This is a genomic window from Variovorax xiamenensis (genome assembly GCF_050916385.1).
Taxonomy (GTDB): Bacteria; Pseudomonadota; Gammaproteobacteria; order Burkholderiales; family Burkholderiaceae_C; genus Variovorax.
In genome coordinates this window covers 1,296,318-1,312,534 of sequence record NZ_CP139038.1, presented here as the reverse complement: position 1 = coordinate 1,312,534, position 16,217 = coordinate 1,296,318, and the positions used below count along the sequence as shown (strand labels likewise).

The 16,217-nt window shown below is 68.4% G+C and carries 13 protein-coding genes; 10 read left to right on the top strand and 3 right to left on the bottom strand.

Features of this window, described 5'->3' with window-relative positions; genetic code table 11:
* The first annotated feature begins 81 nt into the window (after window positions 1-81).
* The 4 genes from SFB74_RS05670 to SFB74_RS05655 are packed head-to-tail and all read left to right on the top strand — an operon-like array spanning window position 82 to window position 3,412.
* Window positions 82-1,080, top strand: coding sequence for a LysR family transcriptional regulator (locus tag SFB74_RS05670; RefSeq protein ID WP_432729790.1), 999 nt, complete (start codon window positions 82-84; stop codon window positions 1,078-1,080).
* Window positions 1,081-1,135: 55 nt separating this feature from the next.
* A complete protein-coding gene (gene ttcA, locus SFB74_RS05665; protein WP_432729789.1) occupies window positions 1,136-2,080 on the top strand; it encodes a tRNA 2-thiocytidine(32) synthetase TtcA in 945 nt (314 codons plus the stop codon).
* 46 nt (window positions 2,081-2,126) lie between these two features.
* A complete protein-coding gene (locus SFB74_RS05660; RefSeq protein WP_432729788.1) occupies window positions 2,127-2,750 on the top strand; it encodes a DUF4136 domain-containing protein in 624 nt (207 codons plus the stop codon).
* Window positions 2,751-2,770: 20 nt separating this feature from the next.
* Window positions 2,771-3,412 carry a histidine phosphatase family protein gene (locus tag SFB74_RS05655; RefSeq protein ID WP_432729787.1) on the top strand — a complete coding sequence of 214 codons (642 nt, stop codon included), beginning with the start codon at window positions 2,771-2,773 and terminating at the stop codon, window positions 3,410-3,412.
* A gap of 38 nt (window positions 3,413-3,450) precedes the next feature.
* Here the strand turns inward: SFB74_RS05655 and SFB74_RS05650 are convergent, their stop codons facing one another.
* A complete protein-coding gene (locus SFB74_RS05650) occupies window positions 3,451-6,609 on the bottom strand; it encodes an efflux RND transporter permease subunit (protein WP_432729786.1) in 3,159 nt (1,052 codons plus the stop codon).
* The gene (locus SFB74_RS05645) at window positions 6,606-7,793 is read right to left on the bottom strand and encodes an efflux RND transporter periplasmic adaptor subunit (RefSeq protein WP_432731883.1); all 1,188 of its coding nucleotides are present in this window, start codon (window positions 7,791-7,793) and stop codon (window positions 6,606-6,608) included. Before SFB74_RS05645 ends, SFB74_RS05650 begins: the two co-directional genes overlap by 4 nt.
* A gap of 251 nt (window positions 7,794-8,044) precedes the next feature.
* On the opposite strand from SFB74_RS05645, the gene SFB74_RS05640 reads away from it, so the two are divergent.
* The 6 genes from SFB74_RS05640 to mdoH all read left to right on the top strand — a co-directional run bounded on the left by SFB74_RS05640 (window position 8,045) and on the right by mdoH (window position 15,926).
* The gene (locus tag SFB74_RS05640) at window positions 8,045-8,524 is read left to right on the top strand and encodes a hypothetical protein (RefSeq protein WP_432729785.1); all 480 of its coding nucleotides are present in this window, start codon (window positions 8,045-8,047) and stop codon (window positions 8,522-8,524) included.
* Between the two features lie 95 nt (window positions 8,525-8,619).
* Window positions 8,620-9,969, top strand: coding sequence for a tRNA (N6-isopentenyl adenosine(37)-C2)-methylthiotransferase MiaB (gene miaB / locus SFB74_RS05635; RefSeq protein WP_432729784.1), 1,350 nt, complete (start codon window positions 8,620-8,622; stop codon window positions 9,967-9,969).
* Entirely contained in the window at window positions 9,969-11,396 is a 1,428-nt protein-coding gene (locus SFB74_RS05630) for a sensor histidine kinase (RefSeq protein WP_432729783.1), read from the top strand. Before miaB ends, SFB74_RS05630 begins: the two co-directional genes overlap by 1 nt.
* A gap of 61 nt (window positions 11,397-11,457) precedes the next feature.
* Window positions 11,458-12,126 carry a hypothetical protein gene (locus SFB74_RS05625; RefSeq protein ID WP_432729781.1) on the top strand — a complete coding sequence of 223 codons (669 nt, stop codon included), beginning with the start codon at window positions 11,458-11,460 and terminating at the stop codon, window positions 12,124-12,126.
* A complete protein-coding gene (locus SFB74_RS05620; protein ID WP_432729780.1) occupies window positions 12,123-13,511 on the top strand; it encodes a sigma 54-interacting transcriptional regulator in 1,389 nt (462 codons plus the stop codon). The genes SFB74_RS05625 and SFB74_RS05620 overlap by 4 nt, the downstream gene beginning before the upstream one ends.
* Before the next feature lie 402 nt (window positions 13,512-13,913).
* A complete protein-coding gene (gene mdoH / locus SFB74_RS05615) occupies window positions 13,914-15,926 on the top strand; it encodes a glucans biosynthesis glucosyltransferase MdoH (RefSeq protein ID WP_432729779.1) in 2,013 nt (670 codons plus the stop codon).
* A 50-nt stretch (window positions 15,927-15,976) separates the two neighbouring features.
* On the opposite strand, the gene SFB74_RS05610 is transcribed toward mdoH, so the two are convergent.
* On the bottom strand, window positions 15,977-16,204 hold the full coding sequence (locus SFB74_RS05610; protein WP_093299759.1) for a hypothetical protein: 228 nt from the start codon (window positions 16,202-16,204) through the stop codon (window positions 15,977-15,979).
* Between the last annotated feature and the right edge of the window lie 13 nt (window positions 16,205-16,217).

Sequence of the window (16,217 nt, the reverse complement as noted above, 5' to 3'; positions counted from 1 at the left end):
GAGAAACGAAGGCCGGAGTTTGCGGGCCTCTCCACTCTGAAGGTAGGCCTGTGCGTCGAACAATTGATATACGCTCGGCGCATGGCCAAGCCTCTCCCGCCCCCGCCTCCAGCCGACCGCATAGAGCTGATGCAGACCTTCGTGCGCATCGTCGAGGCCGGCAGCCTGTCGGCCGCCGCCGCCCAGATGGGCACCACCCAGCCCACCGTGAGCCGCCGCCTGCAGGCGCTCGAACGCTCGCTGGGCGTGCGGCTGCTGCAGCGCTCCACCCACGCGATGAAGCTCACGGAAGACGGCGAGCGCTGCTTCGACCGCGCCAAGGAGCTGATCCTGAGCTGGGGCGCCTTCGAGGCCGAACTGCGCGGCGTGGGCGACCAGCCCGAGGGCCGGCTGCGCGTGGTGGCGCCGCATGCCTTCGGGCAGCAGCTGCTGGTCGGGCCGCTGGCCTCTTACCTGCAGCGCCATCCGCAGGTGACGGTCGAATGGCTGCTGCACGACAGCCCGCATGACGAAACGCCCGACTTCATTGCCGAGGGCGTCGACTGCGCGATCCGCGTCGGCGAGGTGACGGACCCCAACGCCGTCGCGATCCGCCTGTTCGACGTGCCGCGCATCGCGGTCGGGGCGCCCTCCCTCTTCGCGGCCGGCACGCCGCTGCCGGTGCACGCCAAAGAGCTCGAAGCCCTGCCTTGGCTGGCGGCGCGCAATTTCTACCGGACCGAAGCCGTGTTCACGCACGAGGGCACGGGCGAGGTGTGCCGGGTGCCGATCCGCCCGCGCATGATCACCGACAGCCTCTACGCCCTGCGCAGCGCGGCCGTGCTGGGCGTGGGAGTCGGGGTGTCGTCGGCCTGGATGCTCACCGAGGAGCTGGCGGCGGGGCGGCTGGTGCACCTGGCGCCACAGTGGCACGGCACGCCCGCGCCGGTGTACATCGTGTATCCGTACGCGCGCTTCTATCCGGCGCGGCTGCGGCTCTTCGTGGAGGCGATGCGGCAGGCCTTCCCGGAATCCCCGTTGCCCGCGGCCGGTGTGATCGGGGTGGCCGGAGCAACCGTAAACGGACCCGATGGCGGGTGAAATGGGGATCGGGGACAATCACCCCCTTCCCCCGACTCCCCGAAGCAGCCTGCCCATGAACGCCGTCTGGATCGACGAGGCGCCCGCCACCGCCGACGCCACCGCCTCCTCTCCCGCCAATTCCATGAAGATCGAGCGCGAGACGCACAAGCTCGAGAAGCGCCTGTGCCGCCAGGTCGGGCAGGCGATCGTCGACTACAACATGATCGAAGAGGGCGACAAGGTCATGGTGTGCGTCTCGGGCGGCAAGGACAGCTATGCGCTGCTCGACATCCTGCTCAAGCTGAAGGCGCGCGCGCCCATTCACTTCGACATCGTCGCGGTCAACCTCGACCAGAAGCAGCCCGGCTTTCCCGAGGAAGTGCTGCCCAAGTACCTGAGCGAGCTGGGCGTGGACTTCCACATCGAGAACCAGGACACCTACAGCATCGTCAAGCGCGTGATTCCCGAGGGCAAGACCACCTGCGGCCTGTGCAGCCGGCTGCGCCGCGGCATCCTCTACCGCGTGGCCGACGAGCTGGGCGCCACCAAGGTCGCGCTGGGCCACCACCGCGACGACATGCTGCAGACCTTCTTCCTCAACATGTTCTTCGCCGGCAAGCTGAAGAGCATGCCGCCCAAGCTGGTGAGCGACGACGGCAGGCATGTGGTGATCCGCCCGCTGGCCTACGTGTCCGAGAAGGACACCATCCGCTGGGCCCAGCACCGCGAGTTCCCGATCATTCCGTGCACGCTCTGCGGCAGCCAGGAAAACCTGCAGCGCAAGCAGGTAGGAGAAATGCTGCGCGAATGGGACAGGAAGTATCCCGGCCGCGTGGAGAACATGTTCACCGCGCTGCAGAACGTGGTGCCTTCGCACCTGCTCGACGGAACGCGGCACGACTTCAAGGGTCTGAAGGCGACCGGCGTGGCGGACGACGAGGGCGACAAGGCCTTCGACCCGCCTTCCTTCGATCTGCTCTCCCAGGCACCTGCCGCCCTGCGCATCCTCCAGGGCTGAACGGGCAACCCAGGGGAATTTGGGGCACCAGTGCCCGGAGACCCTCATGAAATCTGCGATCCCGGCTCTTCTTCTCGCTGCCAGCCTGACGGGCTGCGCCACCTCCTGGGTGGTCGACAGCGACGTGAAGAGCTTCTCCTCCATCGGCGCCGTGGCGCCCGGCGCCACCTACCGCTTCGACCGCCTGCCCTCGCAGCAGGCCAACGGCGCGCGGCAGGAATCGCTCGAAGCCATGGCCGGTGCGGCGCTCGACCAGGTCGGCCTGCGCCGCGACGACGCCAAGGCCCAGTACACCGCGCAGATCGGCGCGCGCGTGACGGCCGGCCTCTCGCCCTGGGCCGATCCGTGGCTCTACAACGGCCCCTGGGGCTACGGCTACGGCGGCTATGGCTACTACGGCCGGCGCTGGTACGGCGGCGGCTGGTACGGCGGCCCGGTGTTCGCGCCGCCGGCCAATCCCTGGTACGAGCGCGAGGTGAGCATCGTGCTGCGCGAGGCGGGCTCCAACCGCGTGGTCTACGAGACCCGCGCCCGCAACGACGGCCCCTACACCTCGAGCGCGGCGATCCTGCCGGTGATGTTCCAGGCCGCGCTGCAGGGCTTCCCGAACCCGCCGCAGGGCGAGCGCCGGGTCAACATCGAGCTGCCGACGGCGCAGGCCCGGAAATAGCGGCTTTTAGAATTCACCGGATGGAAGAACCCACCCGCCTGATCGCCGTTCGCCACGGCGAGACCGCCTGGAACGTCGACACCCGCATCCAGGGCCAGCTCGACATCGGGCTCAACGCCACCGGCGTCTGGCAGGCGCAGCGCGCGGGCGCGGCGCTGGCCGACGAGCCCATCGGCGTCGTCTACGCCAGCGACCTGTCGCGCGCCTGGCAGACCGCCCAGGCCATCGCCGAGCCCCATGGCCTGGCCGTGCAACCCGAGCCGCGCCTGCGCGAGCGCGCCTTCGGCACCTTCGAAGGCATGAGCTTCGCCGAGATCGAGGCCACCCTGCCCGTGCAGGCCAGGCTCTGGCGCGAGCGCGATCCCGAATTCGAGCCAGCGGGCGGAGAAAGCCTGCTGACCTTCCGCGACCGCGTGACGGGCGTGGCCGCCGAGCTGGCGGCGCGCCATCCGGGCGAACTCGTCGTGCTGGTCGCGCACGGCGGCGTGATGGACGTGCTCTACCGCGCCGCCACCCGCCAGGAGCTGCAGGCGCCGCGCACCTGGCAGCTCGGCAACGCAGCCATCAACCGCATGCTGTGGACGCCCGAGGGCTTCAGCCTCGTGGGCTGGAGCGACACCGCCCACCTGGTGGACGGCGCGCTCGACGAAACCACGACCTGACGAGGCGGCGCGGGCGCAAAGCCCGCTCTCCTCGAGCGTCAGGCGTGGGAGTGCTGCGAGTGCGACACCTCGGCCTGCGCCTCGCCCGGCAGGTCCACCATCGGCCCCGTGCCGCTGTAGCGGTCGAGCGCGAGGTAGATCGCCGGCGTGATGTACAGCGTGATCACCTGCGAGAAGATCAGCCCGCCGACCACCGCCACGCCCAGCGGCTGCCGCAGTTCGGCGCCGGCGCCCAGGCCCAGCGCGAGCGGCAGCGCGCCCATCAGCGCGGCCAGCGTGGTCATCAGGATCGGGCGGAAGCGCAGGCGGCAGGCCTCGCGGATCGCATCCACCGGCTTCATGCCCTCGGTGCGCTGCGCCTCGAGGGCGAAGTCGATCATCATGATCGCGTTCTTCTTCACGATGCCGATCAGGAGCAGGATGCCGATGGTCGCGATCAGCGTGAGGTCGAAGCCGAAGAGCTTCAGCGAAATGAGCGCGCCCACGGCCGCCGAAGGCAGCCCCGCCAGGATGGTGATCGGGTGGATGTAGCTCTCGTAGAGCACGCCCAGCAGCACGTAGATGACCAGCACCGCCAGCACCAGCAGCACGGCCTGGCTCGACTGCGAGCTCTGGAACACCGCCGCATCGCCGCCGTAGGTGGTGATGATCGACTGCGGCATCTTCAGCTCGTCCTTGAAGCGGTCGATCTTCGCGGTCGCGTTGCCCAGCGGCACGTCGGGCGCGAGGTTGAACGACACCGTCACCGCCTGCAACTGGCCCTGGTGGTTGACCGCGGTCGGGCCCACGGTGCGCTTGACCGTCGAGAAAGCCGACAGCGGCACCAGCTTGCCGGTGGTGCTGCGCACCGACAGGCGCGAGACGTCTTCCTCGAACTGGCGGTCGTTGTCGGCGGCCGAGAGGATCACCTGGTAGGTGTTGCTCGGGCCGTAGATGCTGCCGATCTGGCGGTCGCCATACGCGTTGTAGAGCGCGGTGCGCAGGTCGCCCACCGCCACGCCGAGCACGCCGGCCTTGTCGCGATCGATCTCGAGCGTGGCCTGCAGGCCGCGGTTTTGCGAGTCGCTGGTGACGTCGCGGAAGTCGGGGTCGGCGCGCATGCGCTCCATGAGCCGCGTGGCCCACGGCACCATCTCGCCCGCGTTCACGCTCTGCAGCGTGTACTGGAAGCGCGCCTTGCTCTGGCGGCCGCCCAGGCGCAGGTTCTGAACCGGTTGCATGTAGACGGCGATGCCCGGGATCTCGCGGAAGCGCTGGCGCAGCGACTCGAGCACCTTCGACATCTGCGGGCGCTCGCTGCGCGGCTTGAGCACCGCGAACAGGCGGCCCGAATTCTGCGTGGCGGTGGGTCCGCCCACGCCGACGAAAGAGCTCACGTAGTCGACGCTCGGATCGTCCTTGAGCGCTGCAGCCACGCGGTCCTGCAGGGCCTTCATGGCGGTGAAGGAGATGTCTTCGGCGGCCTCGGTCGTGATCTGGATCTGGCCGATGTCTTCCTCGGGGAAGAAGCCCTTCGGGATGGTCGCGAACAGCCAGCCGGTGACGACGAAGGTCAGCGCCGCCGCCAGCAGCATCACCTTGCGGTGCATCAGCGTCCAGTCGAGGGTGCTCATGTAGGTCGAATGCACCTTGCGGTAGCCGCGCTCGAAGGCACGGCCGATGGCGGTGCCGGGCTCTGGGTGTTCTTCCTCGTGGTCGATCGCGCCTTCCTTGCGCGGCACCTGCTTGAGCAGCCGGCTCGCGAGCATCGGCACCAGCGTGAGCGACACCACGGCCGACACCAGCACCGCCAGCGCCACCACCACCGCGAACTCGTGGAACAGCAGGCCGATCACGCCCGGCATGAAGAAGATCGGGATGAACACGGCCACCAGCGAGATCGAGATCGACACGATGGTGAAGCCCACCTCGCGCGCGCCGCGCAGCGCGGCGGCGAACGGGTCCATGCCCTTCTCGACGTAGCGCATGATGTTTTCCAGCACCACGATGGCGTCGTCCACCACCAGGCCCACCGCGAGCGTGATGCCCAGCAGCGAGATGTTGTCCAGGCTGTAGCCGAAGGCATAGAGCAGCGCCACCGCGCCGATCAGCGAGATCGGGATGGTCGCGGCCGGGATCAGCGTGGCCACCAGCCGGTGCAGGAACAGGAAGATCACCAGCACCACCAGCGCGATGGTGCCCAGCAGCGTGAGTTGCACGTCGTGCACCGCCTCGCGGATCGACAGCGAGCGGTCGTTCACCATCTGGATCTCGACCGACTGCGGCAGCTCGGCCTTGAAGCGCGGAATGAGCGCGCGCACCGCGTCCACCACCTGCACGGTGTTGGCATTGGGCTGGCGCTGCACGGCCAGCGAGATGGAGTCTTGCCCGTTGAAGCTGCTGGCAGTTTTTACCGACTCGAAGCTGTCCTCGATGGTGGCGACTTCGTCGAGCCGCACCGGCGCGCCGTTGCGCTGGCCGACGATCAGCTTGGCGAAGTCGGCCGCCTTCATGAGCTGGCGATTGGCCTGGATGGTGAGCGTCTGGCGCGGGCCGTCGAGCACGCCGACCGGCGTGTTGGCATTGGCCGAGTTCACCGCCTTGGCGAGTTCGTCGAGCGTGATGTTGCGCGCGTTCAGCAGGTCGGCGTTGGCCTTGATGCGCACCGCGAAGGCCTTGCGGCCGTACACGCCCACCTGTGCGACGCCGTCGATGGTCGAGAGCGTGGGCGAGATGAGGTTCTCGGCGTAGTCGTTGAGCTCCGACGGATTCATCGACGACGAGATCAGCGCGATGAACAGCACCGGCGCGTCGGCCGGGTTCACCTTGCGGTACGAAGGCAGCTGCGTCAGCTCCTGCGGCAGCTGGCGCTGGGCGCGCAGCAGCGCGGCCTGCACGTCGACGGCGGCGGCGTCGATGTCCCGGCTGCTCACGAATTCGAGCGTGAGCGAGGTCACGCCCTGGGTGTTCACCGAACTGATGGTCTGCAGGCCCGGGATGGTCGAGAACTGCTTCTCCAGCGGCAGCGCCACCGACGACGCCATGGTGTCCGGGCTCGCGCCCGGCAGCTGCGCGTTGACGTTGATGACCGGCGTGTTGTAGCTGGGCAGCGCGGCAACCGGGATGCTGAAGTACGCGAAGATGCCGATGACCACCACGGCGGCGGACAGCAGCACCGTCATCGCCGGACGGCGGATGCAGAGCTCGGAAATGTTCATGCGCGTTCCTGGCGCGGCGGCTTGATGTCGGTGCCGTCGGAAGACGCCGCGCTGCCCGGGGTGACGCCCGTGGTGCCGTTGGACGGAGCACCGGGAGCGCCCGGCGCCGTTGCCGGGGCCTTCGCATCCACGCGCACCTTGCCGCCGGGTCGCACGTTCTGGCTGCCCTCGATCACCACCTGCTCGCCGGCCTCCACGCCGCTCACCGCCACCTGCGTGCCGAAGGTGTGCAACGCTTTCACCTTGCGGCGCGTGGCGGTCTTGGCCTCGTCGACCACGTAGAGCGAGGCGCCGTCGGACAGCATCATCAGCGCCGCCGCCGGCACCACGGTGACGCCGCTAAGCGTGCGCACCGTGATGCGCGTGCCGACGAACTGCCCCGGCCACAGGCTCTGGTCGGCGTTGCCGAACACGGCCTTGGCGCGCACCGTGCCGATCTGCGGATCGACAGTGTTGTCGACGAAATCGAGCGTGCCGGTCAGCGGCTCCTTGCGGCCGGTGACGACGGCCTCGACCTTCGAGCGCGAGCGCGCGGCCTCGAGCAGGTCCTGCAGGTTGCCTTCGGGCACGGGGAAGCTCACCGCGATCGGGTCGAGCTGCGTGACCGTGACCAGCGACAGCGTCGGCTGCACCAGCGTGCCCGGATAGATGTTCACCGCGCCGATGCGTCCCGCGATGGGCGCGCGCAGCGTGGCATAGCCCAGCGCCACCTGCGCCGACTGCACGGCCGCGCGATCGGCGGCCACGGCGGCGCGCTGCGCCTCGAGCTGCGAGAGCGTTGCGTCGGCCGCGCTCTTGGCGATGAAGTTCTGCGCCACCAGGTCCTGGCTGCGCTTGTACTGGCGCTCGAGGTCGCCCAGCGTGGCTTCGTCTTTCTGCTGCTGCGCCTTCGCGCGCGCGAGGTTGGCCTGGTCGTTGCGGTCGTCGAGCGAGAAGAGCAGCTGGCCGGCCTTGACGAACTGGCCTTCCTTCACGTGCACCGCGCTCACCGTGTTGGTCACCTGCGGGCGCAGGTCGACGCTGTTGAGGGACACCACGCTGCCGTTGACCTGCACGGTCACGGGCACGTCCTGCTTCTTCGCCGTGGCCAGCGTCACCAGCGCGGGCGCGCCACCGCCAGCCGCGGCGCCGCCCTTGGCGTTCGGGGCCTTGGCATTCTGGGCGGTGGACTTGTCTCCGGACATGCTCCACCACCCGCCCGCGACGGCTACGATCAACACGCCCGCAAGGGCGACGGCGACATTTTTCTTCATGGGTTCTTGTGCACTTTGGGCTGACACCGACTATTGGATCAGCGGCCGACTCCTGGTGATCATGGGGCCCGTAAAGAAATGTAAAGCAGGTCAACCGAAAGTCGCACTACTTGCTGTGGCCGGCCCGGGCGAACAGGGGCCCATCGCTAAAATCGCCGGTCCACAGCCTCTGGATAAACCCCATGAACCGCTGCAAGAAACAATCCACGAATGCTCTCACTTTCATAGCGCCTTGCACAGCAACCATTGCTGCTGCGGGCCTTTTCGGCCTCCTGAGCCTGCTGCCGCTCGCCGCCAGCGCACAGGACGAGGTTCCCCGCCCCCAGACCCAGAACGAGTCGCTCGTGGGCGGCCGCGTGTTCCCCATCGGCACCCTGCGCGGCAAGTTCATGGTGACCAACGCGCCCGACGTCGAACTCGACGGCAAGCCTGACCGCCTGGGCGCCGGCGCGCGCATCCGCAGCGACCAGAACATGCTGGTGATGGCGGGTGCGATCGTCGGCCAGAAGTACCTCGTCAACTACACGCGCGATGCCGCCGGGCTGCTGCGCGAGGTGTGGATCCTCACGCCCGGCGAAGCCACCGCCAGCCGCGAATCGCTGGACAAGCCGTTCCTGAACATCTGGCCGTTCACCTCGAACGACACCATCAATACGCAGTAAGCAAGAAAGACGGCTGGCGCGGCGGTTCTCCCGCGCGCCCTGCCGCCGTGCCCTCCCTTCTTTCTTCAAGCGAGGGCCACGAGAGAGAGTTCCCCATGAAAAAAGTATTCATCAAGACCTTCGGCTGCCAGATGAACGAGTACGACTCGGACAAGATGGCCGACGTGCTCAACGCCGCGCAGGGCTACGAGCCCACGCAGAACGTCGACGAGGCCGACCTCATCCTGTTCAACACCTGCTCGGTGCGCGAGAAGGCGCAGGAGAAGGTGTTCTCCGACCTCGGCCGCGTGAAGCACCTGAAGGCCAGGGGCGTGAAGATCGGCGTGGGCGGCTGCGTGGCCAGCCAGGAGGGCGAGGCCATCATCGCGCGCGCGCCCTACGTCGACATCGTGTTCGGCCCGCAGACCCTGCACCGCCTGCCCGAGATGCTGAACGACCGCGAGCGGCTCGACCGCCCGCAGGTGGACATCAGCTTCCCCGAGATCGAGAAGTTCGACCACCTGCCGCCCGCGCGCGTGGAAGGCGCCACCGCCTTCGTGTCGATCATGGAAGGCTGCTCCAAGTACTGCAGCTACTGCGTGGTGCCCTACACCCGCGGCGAGGAAGTGAACCGCCCGCTCGACGACGTGCTGGTCGAGATCGCCGGCCTGGCCGACCAGGGCGTGCGCGAGATCACGCTGCTGGGCCAGAACGTGAATGCCTACCGCGGCAGGATGGGCGACACGTCGGAGATCGCCGACTTCGCGCTGCTCATCGAATACGTGGCCGAGATTCCCGGCATCGAGCGCATCCGCTACACCACCAGCCATCCGAACGAGTTCACGCCGCGCCTGATCGAGGCCTACGCCAAGGTGCCGCAGCTCGTGAGCCACCTGCACCTGCCGGTGCAACACGGCAGCGACCGCATCCTGATGGCGATGAAGCGCGGCTACACCGCCATGGAATACAAGAGCACGGTGCGCAAGCTGCGCGCCATCCGCCCCGAGCTGGCCCTGAGCAGCGACTTCATCGTCGGCTTCCCCGGCGAGACCGAGGACGACTTCAACAGGATGATGAAGCTGATCGACGACTGCCAGTTCGACGCCAGCTTCAGCTTCATCTTCAGCCCGCGCCCCGGCACGCCCGCCGCGGCGCTGCACGACGACACGCCCCACGAGGTGAAGCTCGCGCGCCTGCACACGCTGCAGGCCGTGATCGACGCCAACGTGAAGCGCTTCGGCCAGGCGCTGGTCGGCACCACGCAGCGCGTCCTGGTGGAAGGCGCCTCGCGCAAGGACGCGAACGAGCTCATGGGCCGCACCGTCTGCAACCGCGTGGTCAACTTCGAAGGCGACGCGCGGCTGGTCGGCCAGATGATCGACCTGCGCATCACGCGTTCGCTGGCCTACACGCTGCGCGGCGAAGTCGTGACGAACGAATCGCCGATGGCGCTCGCCCACCACTGATGGCGAAGCGACCGTCCATACGGGGCTCGTTCCAGCAGCTCCTGCTCTTCGCCTTTCTGCTGATCACCGCGCTGCTGGTCGGCGTGGCGCTGCGCTCGGTGCTGCAGTACGACGCGCTCATGACGCAAAGCCGAGACGCGGCTGCGCGCGCGCTGCGCCTGTCGGGCGCGTCGCAGTCGCTGGCCGAACGAAGCGCCGCCATGGAGCGCGCCGGGCGCCAGTCGCTGGTGCTGAACGACGCGGTGCTGCGCCGCCGCTTCGACGACGCAGCGCGCGAGGCGCACCAGGTGCTCGAGCGCCTGGAGAAGAACGGCCTGCCGCCCGCCGGCATCGAGATGTGGCGCACGCAGCTCGGCGTGATCGAGGGCCTGATGAGCGGCAGCGCCGACAGCGCCCTCACGCGCGAGAGCACGATGGCGATGCAGTTCCGCGAGCTCGACGCGCTCAACACCAACCTCGCGCAGCAGGCGCAGTTCCTGATCGAAACGCAGAACGACGCGCTGGCCCGGCGCATCGAGAACGCGCGCCGCCGGCTGATGCGCGAGGTGGTGGCCGCCAGCGTGCTGGCCGCGGCCCTGGCACTGGCCTTCGGCATCTGGCTGGCGCGGCCCTTCAAGCGGCTGGAACAGGCCATCGTCGGCCTCGGCCAGAACCGGCTCGACGAGCCCATCGACATCCGCGGCCCGGCCGACGTGCGGCGCGTTTCTCAACAGCTCGAATGGCTGCGGCTGCGCCTGACCGAGCTCGACGCCGACAAGGCCCGCTTCCTGCGCCACGTGTCGCACGAGCTGAAGACGCCGTTGGCCGCGCTGCGCGAAGGCGTGTCGCTGCTGGAAGACGGCGTGACCGGTCCGCTGAATCCGGCACAGCTCGAAGTCGCGCAGATCCTGAACCAGAACACGGTGTCGCTGCAGGGGCAGATCGAGGCGCTGCTGCGCTTCAACGCCGCCGCCTTCGAGGCGCGCGAACTTCGCCGCGAGCGCACCGAGCTGCTGCCGCTGATAGAGGAACAGATCGAGGCCCAGCGCCTGCAGTGGCAGTCGCATGGCCTGCGTGTGCGCGCCGAGGGCGACCCGATCGCGATCACCGTGGACCGATCCAAGCTCGGCACCGCGATCGCCAATCTGCTGAGCAACGCCATCCGCTTTTCGGTAACGGGAGGTGTCATCACGCTGGCCGTGTCGGGAACGCCCGAGGCGGTGCACATCGACGTGAACGACGCCGGGCCGGGCATCGCAGAGGGCGACCGCGACCGGATCTTCGAACCCTTCTTCCGCGGCGAGCGCCAGCCTGAACACACTGTGAAGGGCACGGGCATCGGACTTTCCATCGTGCAGGAGTACATTGCAGCCCACGGGGGCCGCATCACACTGCAGCCCGGCGGTCCCGGTGCCCACTTCCGCATCGAACTGCCGCGCACGGCCTGACCACCCCGGCTTCCCCTCTCCAGAAAAACTGTCCGAACGCCTCGCGTCCTTTCTTCGACCCATGTCTTTTCCGTTCGTCCGCCGTTCCTCCGTCGCCGGGGCGATGACCGTGCCTTTCGTCCTGCTGCTGGCCGCGTGCGCCTCGCAGCCCAAGCCGCCCGCGGAGGCCGATGCGCTGCCGCCGCCTCCGGTCGTGCCGCGCGTGATGCCGGTGGAAGCCGAACCCAAGGCGCCGGCCACGCAGCCCGCCTCCTCGCTCTTCACGCTGATGACGCAGGGGCCGGTCGCCTCCATGCTGTCGTACGCGGACAAGGTGCGCCCGCTCAACGGCGCCGACCTGAGCGCCGAGATCGCCCGCGTGGGCGACCCGGGCGATTCGCCCACCGCGCAGATGCAAGTGGCGCTGCTGCTCTCGCAGACCCGCGTGCCGGCCGACCTGGCGCGCGCGCTGGGCCTGCTGCAGCGAGTCATCGCCAATCCCGCGCCCGAGGCGCAGGCGCTGCAGCCGCTGGCGCGCGCGCTGGCCGCGCGCTATGTCGAGCAGCGCCGCGTGGAAGACGACCGCGACAAGCAGGTGCAGCAGCTGCGCGACAGCCAGCGCCGCATCGACCAGCTGAACGACCGCATCGAAGCCCTGCGCGCCATCGAGCGCAGCTTCGCGCGGCCCAACACCAACCCGGCGTCGGCCGTGCCCGCCGCGCCGCCCAACGGAAACAAGCCCAATCAATGAGCACCACCGGCGCCCGCCTCCTCGTGGTCGACGACGACCCGGACATGCTGCGGCTGCTCTCGATGCGGCTGAGTTCGGCGGGCTACCAGGTCACGGCCGTGACCTCGGCCGAGACGGCGCTCACGCAGCTCGAGATCGAGCATCCGCAGCTCGTGCTGAGCGACGTGCGCCTGCCCGGGCGCGATGGCCTGCAGCTCTTCGACGAGATCCGCAAGCGCCATCCCTCGCTGCCGGTGATCCTGCTGACCGCGCACGGCACCATTCCCGATGCGGTGGAAGCCACGGCGCGCGGCGTGTTCACCTACCTGACCAAGCCCTACGACGGGCGCGAGCTGCTCGAGAAGATCGCGCAGGCGCTGGCGCTCGGCGCCCCCGCCGCCACGCCGAGCAAGGCCGGAGACGACAGTTGGCGCGCCGAAATCGTGAGCCGCAGCAACCGCATGGCCGAGCTGCTGGCCGAGGCGCGCATGGTCGCCAAGTCCGATGCCTCAGTGCTGCTGCGCGGCGATTCCGGCGCGGGCAAGGAAATGCTGGCGCGCGCCATCCACAAGGCGAGTGCGCGCGCAGACAAGCCTTTCGTGGCGGTCAATTGCGGCGCCATTCCGGAGGCGCTGCTCGAGTCGGAACTCTTCGGCCACATGAAGGGCGCTTTCACCGACGCCCACGCCAATCACAAGGGCCTGTTCCAGCAGGCCGACGGCGGCACGCTGCTGCTGGACGAAATCGGGGACATGCCGCCCGCCCTGCAGGTCAAGCTGCTGCGCGTGCTGCAGGAGCGCGCCGTGCGGCCGCTGGGGGCGAGCCAGTCGATCCAGGTCGACGTGCGCATCGTCTCGGCCACGCACCGCGACCTCGACGCCGCGATGGAAGCCGGCCAGTTCCGCGAGGACCTGTACTACCGGCTGAACGTGGTGACGCTCACGCTGCCGCCGCTGTCGGCGCGCCGCGAAGACATTCCGCTGCTGGCCAACCACTTCCTGCAGCGCCTGTCGACCAAGTACGGCAAGCGGCTCTCGGGCTTCGCGCCCGAGGCGCTGAAGGCGCTGACCATGGCCGCCTGGCCGGGCAACGTGCGCCAGCTCTACAACGTGGTGGAACAGGTCTGCGCGCTGTCGAGCTCGCCGCTGATCCCGCTGGCGCTGGTGCAGCGGGCATTGCGCGTGCCGACGGTGGAAGTGCAGACCTATGCCGAGGCCAAGCAGCGTTTCGAGCGCGATTACCTCGTCGGCCTGCTGAAACTGACGGACGGCAACGTGGCCGACGCGGCCCGCCTGGCCGACCGCAACCGGACCGAGTTCTACCGGCTTCTGCAGAAGCACGAGCTCACGCCGGGGCACTTCAAGGCCGACGCTGTCGCTGCCGGCGGGGACCCTGTCGCCGAGTAGCGACGCCGCTAAGTCGTTGATTTATATGACCAAGCCCCGACAGCCATCCAAGCTTGTCGGGATTCGGCGACAAAAACAGGGGTTTGGAGGCCTTCCGGCGGCCTTCCACGGCGAAAAACGCTTCCTGATTCGCCCAAGTCGTTGATCTGAAAGCATTTTTCCAGCCTGGCACAGGGTTTGCCCCTGTACAGGCATGACAGCACTTACCAGCCCATCTTTCGCACTGCGCCAGCAGCGCGACGGCCTGCGTCAAAAGCAGTTTTCCCCCTCGCGGCCCCGCGCCGCGGGCCATTCGCTGGCCGCGCTCGCAAGCGCCGGCGGCGCCGCAACGGATTGCGTCTTCAAGCGCCTTCCGGCCATTGGCGACACCCCCTCCCTCGACAAGCAACGTTGGTAAACCGCATGAAGCCGAACGACTTCTCCCAACTGAACGTGCTGGCCGACACCGATTTCTCGCGCCGCAGCCAGGTTCGCGAAGAACGCCATCCCAACTCCGTCACCGCTCCCCCGGTCAACCGCGGCTCCATGACGCCCCGCCCCTGGCGCGGTTTCTGGAACAGCCTCGGCACCGCCGCGCTGGTCAAGCTCGGCGCGGGCCGTGACGCCGAAGCCGGCGCTCACCCCACCACCGAAGCCAAGCAGCCCTGGCAGCGCGCCGCGGCTCGCCGCCGCTTCGCCTTCATGATGCTCACCCTGCTGAGCACCGTGATCGCGTCCTCGCTCTTCGCGAGCGTGCAACCCGACTACGACAACCTCTGGCTCGAATACGGCCAGATCGGCCTGTACGGCCTGCTGTCGGGCTGGGTCGTGACCGGTTTCGTGACCGCGCTCATGGGCTTCTACGTTTCGGTGCGCGGTGACAAGCACTCCCTCTCGGCGAAGAAGGTGGCTCACCACCCGATGAACCCCGAGGCACGCACCGCGATCATCATGCCGATCTGCAACGAGGACGTTGCCACCGTGTTCGCCGGCCTGCGCGCCACCTGCGAATCGGTCGCGGCCACCGGCCACGCGAAGCAGTTCGACGTGTTCGTGCTGTCCGACAGCTACAACCCCGAGACCGCCGCCGCCGAGCGCGCCGCCTGGGAAGACCTGCGCGCTGCGCTGGCCGAGAGCCCGAACCAGCCGCAAGTGGAGGTGTACTACCGCCTGCGCACCCGCCGCACGCACCGCAAGGCCGGCAACGTGGCCGACTTCTGCCGCCGCTGGGGCAAGGACTACCGCTACATGGTCGTGCTCGACGCCGACTCCGTGATGAGCGGCGACTGCCTGACCTCGATGGTCAAGCTGATGGAAGCCAACCCCACCGCCGGCATCATCCAGACCGCGACGCAGGCCATCGGCCACGTCACGCTGCACGCCCGCGCACAGCAGTTCGCCTCGCGCGTCACGGGCCGCCTGTTCACGCTGGGCATGCAGTACTGGCAGCTGGGCGAGTCGCACTACTGGGGCCACAACGCGATCATCCGCGTCGAGCCTTTCATGAAGCACTGCGCGCTGGCCCCGATCAAGGGCACCGGCGGCATGTCGGGCGGCATCATGTCGCACGACTTCGTCGAAGCAGCGCTTATGCGCCGTGCCGGTTATCACGTGTGGCTGGTGTCCGACCTGGTCGGCAGCTACGAGCAGCAACCGCCGGACCTGCTGGCCGAACTGCAGCGCGATCGCCGCTGGTGCCAGGGCAACCTGCAGAACGCCCGCCTGATGGCCGAGCCCGGCATCCACTCGGTGCACCGCGCGATGTTCGTGACCGGCACCATGGCTTATGTGTCGGCCCCGCTGTGGCTCGCGTTCCTGACGCTGGGCACGGCCCTGTGGCTGAGCGGTTCGAGCCTGGTCTCGAGCTGGAGTGTTCTGCCCGCCGAACTGGCCGGCCTGTGGGTCTGGACCCTGTGCCTGCTGTTCCTGCCGCGCGTGCTGGGCATCGCCGCCGTGCTGATGCGCGGTGAGCAACGCCAGTACGGCGGTGTGTGGGGCCTTGTGAAGAGCTCGGTGATGGAAAGCGCCCTCGCCATCGTGCAGGCTCCGGTCCGCATGCTGGCCCACTCGCTGTTCGTGCTGGTCGCCCTCACCGGCATCAAGCTCGACTGGAAGTCGCCTCCCCGCGAAGCCGCCGCCGTGCCGTGGAAGGTCGCTGCCTCGCAGCTGGCTCCCATGACGCTGGTGATCGCGATGCTGGCCGTCGGCGTCGCCATGATCGACCCGAGCGCGCTGGTGTGGCTCATGCCTGTCGGCCTGCCGCTGCTGCTGGCGATCCCGCTGACCGTGCTGACCAGCCAGATCGCGCTGGGCACCACGCTGCGCGACCGCGGCTACCTTCTGATTCCCGAGGAATCGCGCTCGCCGGCCGTGCTGCGCCGCGCATGGATGCACGCGCTGCGCCTGGCTCGCCCGGCAGCGCTGGCAACCGCCTGATGCGCTGAAGACACACCGCCTCGAAAAGCCGGCCCCTGGGCCGGCTTTTTTCATGGCGCGTGGCTAGAATCGCGCACTTCTTTTTTCATCCACCCACGGATCCCTTCGATCCACAGGAGCGCCAAGTGCCCCGTTTCGCCGTCATCACTCTCTGACGCCGACAACACCGCTTCATTGCCGGTCATGTCGGGCGCCAAGCTGCGCTTTCCGCTGACCGCAATCCGTTCCCCAGCTTCCAGCTTCGCTCCCGCACGTTGTCGGTTCTTCCTGGTTTCCATCCGGAGAACTAAC

Coding starts and splice junctions, on each gene's coding strand:
- SFB74_RS05655 (WP_432729787.1), top strand. CDS start 2,771: ATGGAAGAACCCACCCGCCTGATCGCCGTTCGCCACGGCGAGACCGCC.
- SFB74_RS05640 (WP_432729785.1), top strand. CDS start 8,045: ATGAACCGCTGCAAGAAACAATCCACGAATGCTCTCACTTTCATAGCG.
- SFB74_RS05660 (WP_432729788.1), top strand. CDS start 2,127: ATGAAATCTGCGATCCCGGCTCTTCTTCTCGCTGCCAGCCTGACGGGC.
- SFB74_RS05670 (WP_432729790.1), top strand. CDS start 82: ATGGCCAAGCCTCTCCCGCCCCCGCCTCCAGCCGACCGCATAGAGCTG.
- ttcA (WP_432729789.1), top strand. CDS start 1,136: ATGAACGCCGTCTGGATCGACGAGGCGCCCGCCACCGCCGACGCCACC.
- SFB74_RS05650 (WP_432729786.1), bottom strand. CDS start 6,609: ATGAACATTTCCGAGCTCTGCATCCGCCGTCCGGCGATGACGGTGCTG.
- SFB74_RS05610 (WP_093299759.1), bottom strand. CDS start 16,204: ATGGAAACCAGGAAGAACCGACAACGTGCGGGAGCGAAGCTGGAAGCT.
- SFB74_RS05645 (WP_432731883.1), bottom strand. CDS start 7,793: ATGTCCGGAGACAAGTCCACCGCCCAGAATGCCAAGGCCCCGAACGCC.
- SFB74_RS05625 (WP_432729781.1), top strand. CDS start 11,458: ATGTCTTTTCCGTTCGTCCGCCGTTCCTCCGTCGCCGGGGCGATGACC.
- SFB74_RS05620 (WP_432729780.1), top strand. CDS start 12,123: ATGAGCACCACCGGCGCCCGCCTCCTCGTGGTCGACGACGACCCGGAC.
- miaB (WP_432729784.1), top strand. CDS start 8,620: ATGAAAAAAGTATTCATCAAGACCTTCGGCTGCCAGATGAACGAGTAC.
- mdoH (WP_432729779.1), top strand. CDS start 13,914: ATGAAGCCGAACGACTTCTCCCAACTGAACGTGCTGGCCGACACCGAT.
- SFB74_RS05630 (WP_432729783.1), top strand. CDS start 9,969: ATGGCGAAGCGACCGTCCATACGGGGCTCGTTCCAGCAGCTCCTGCTC.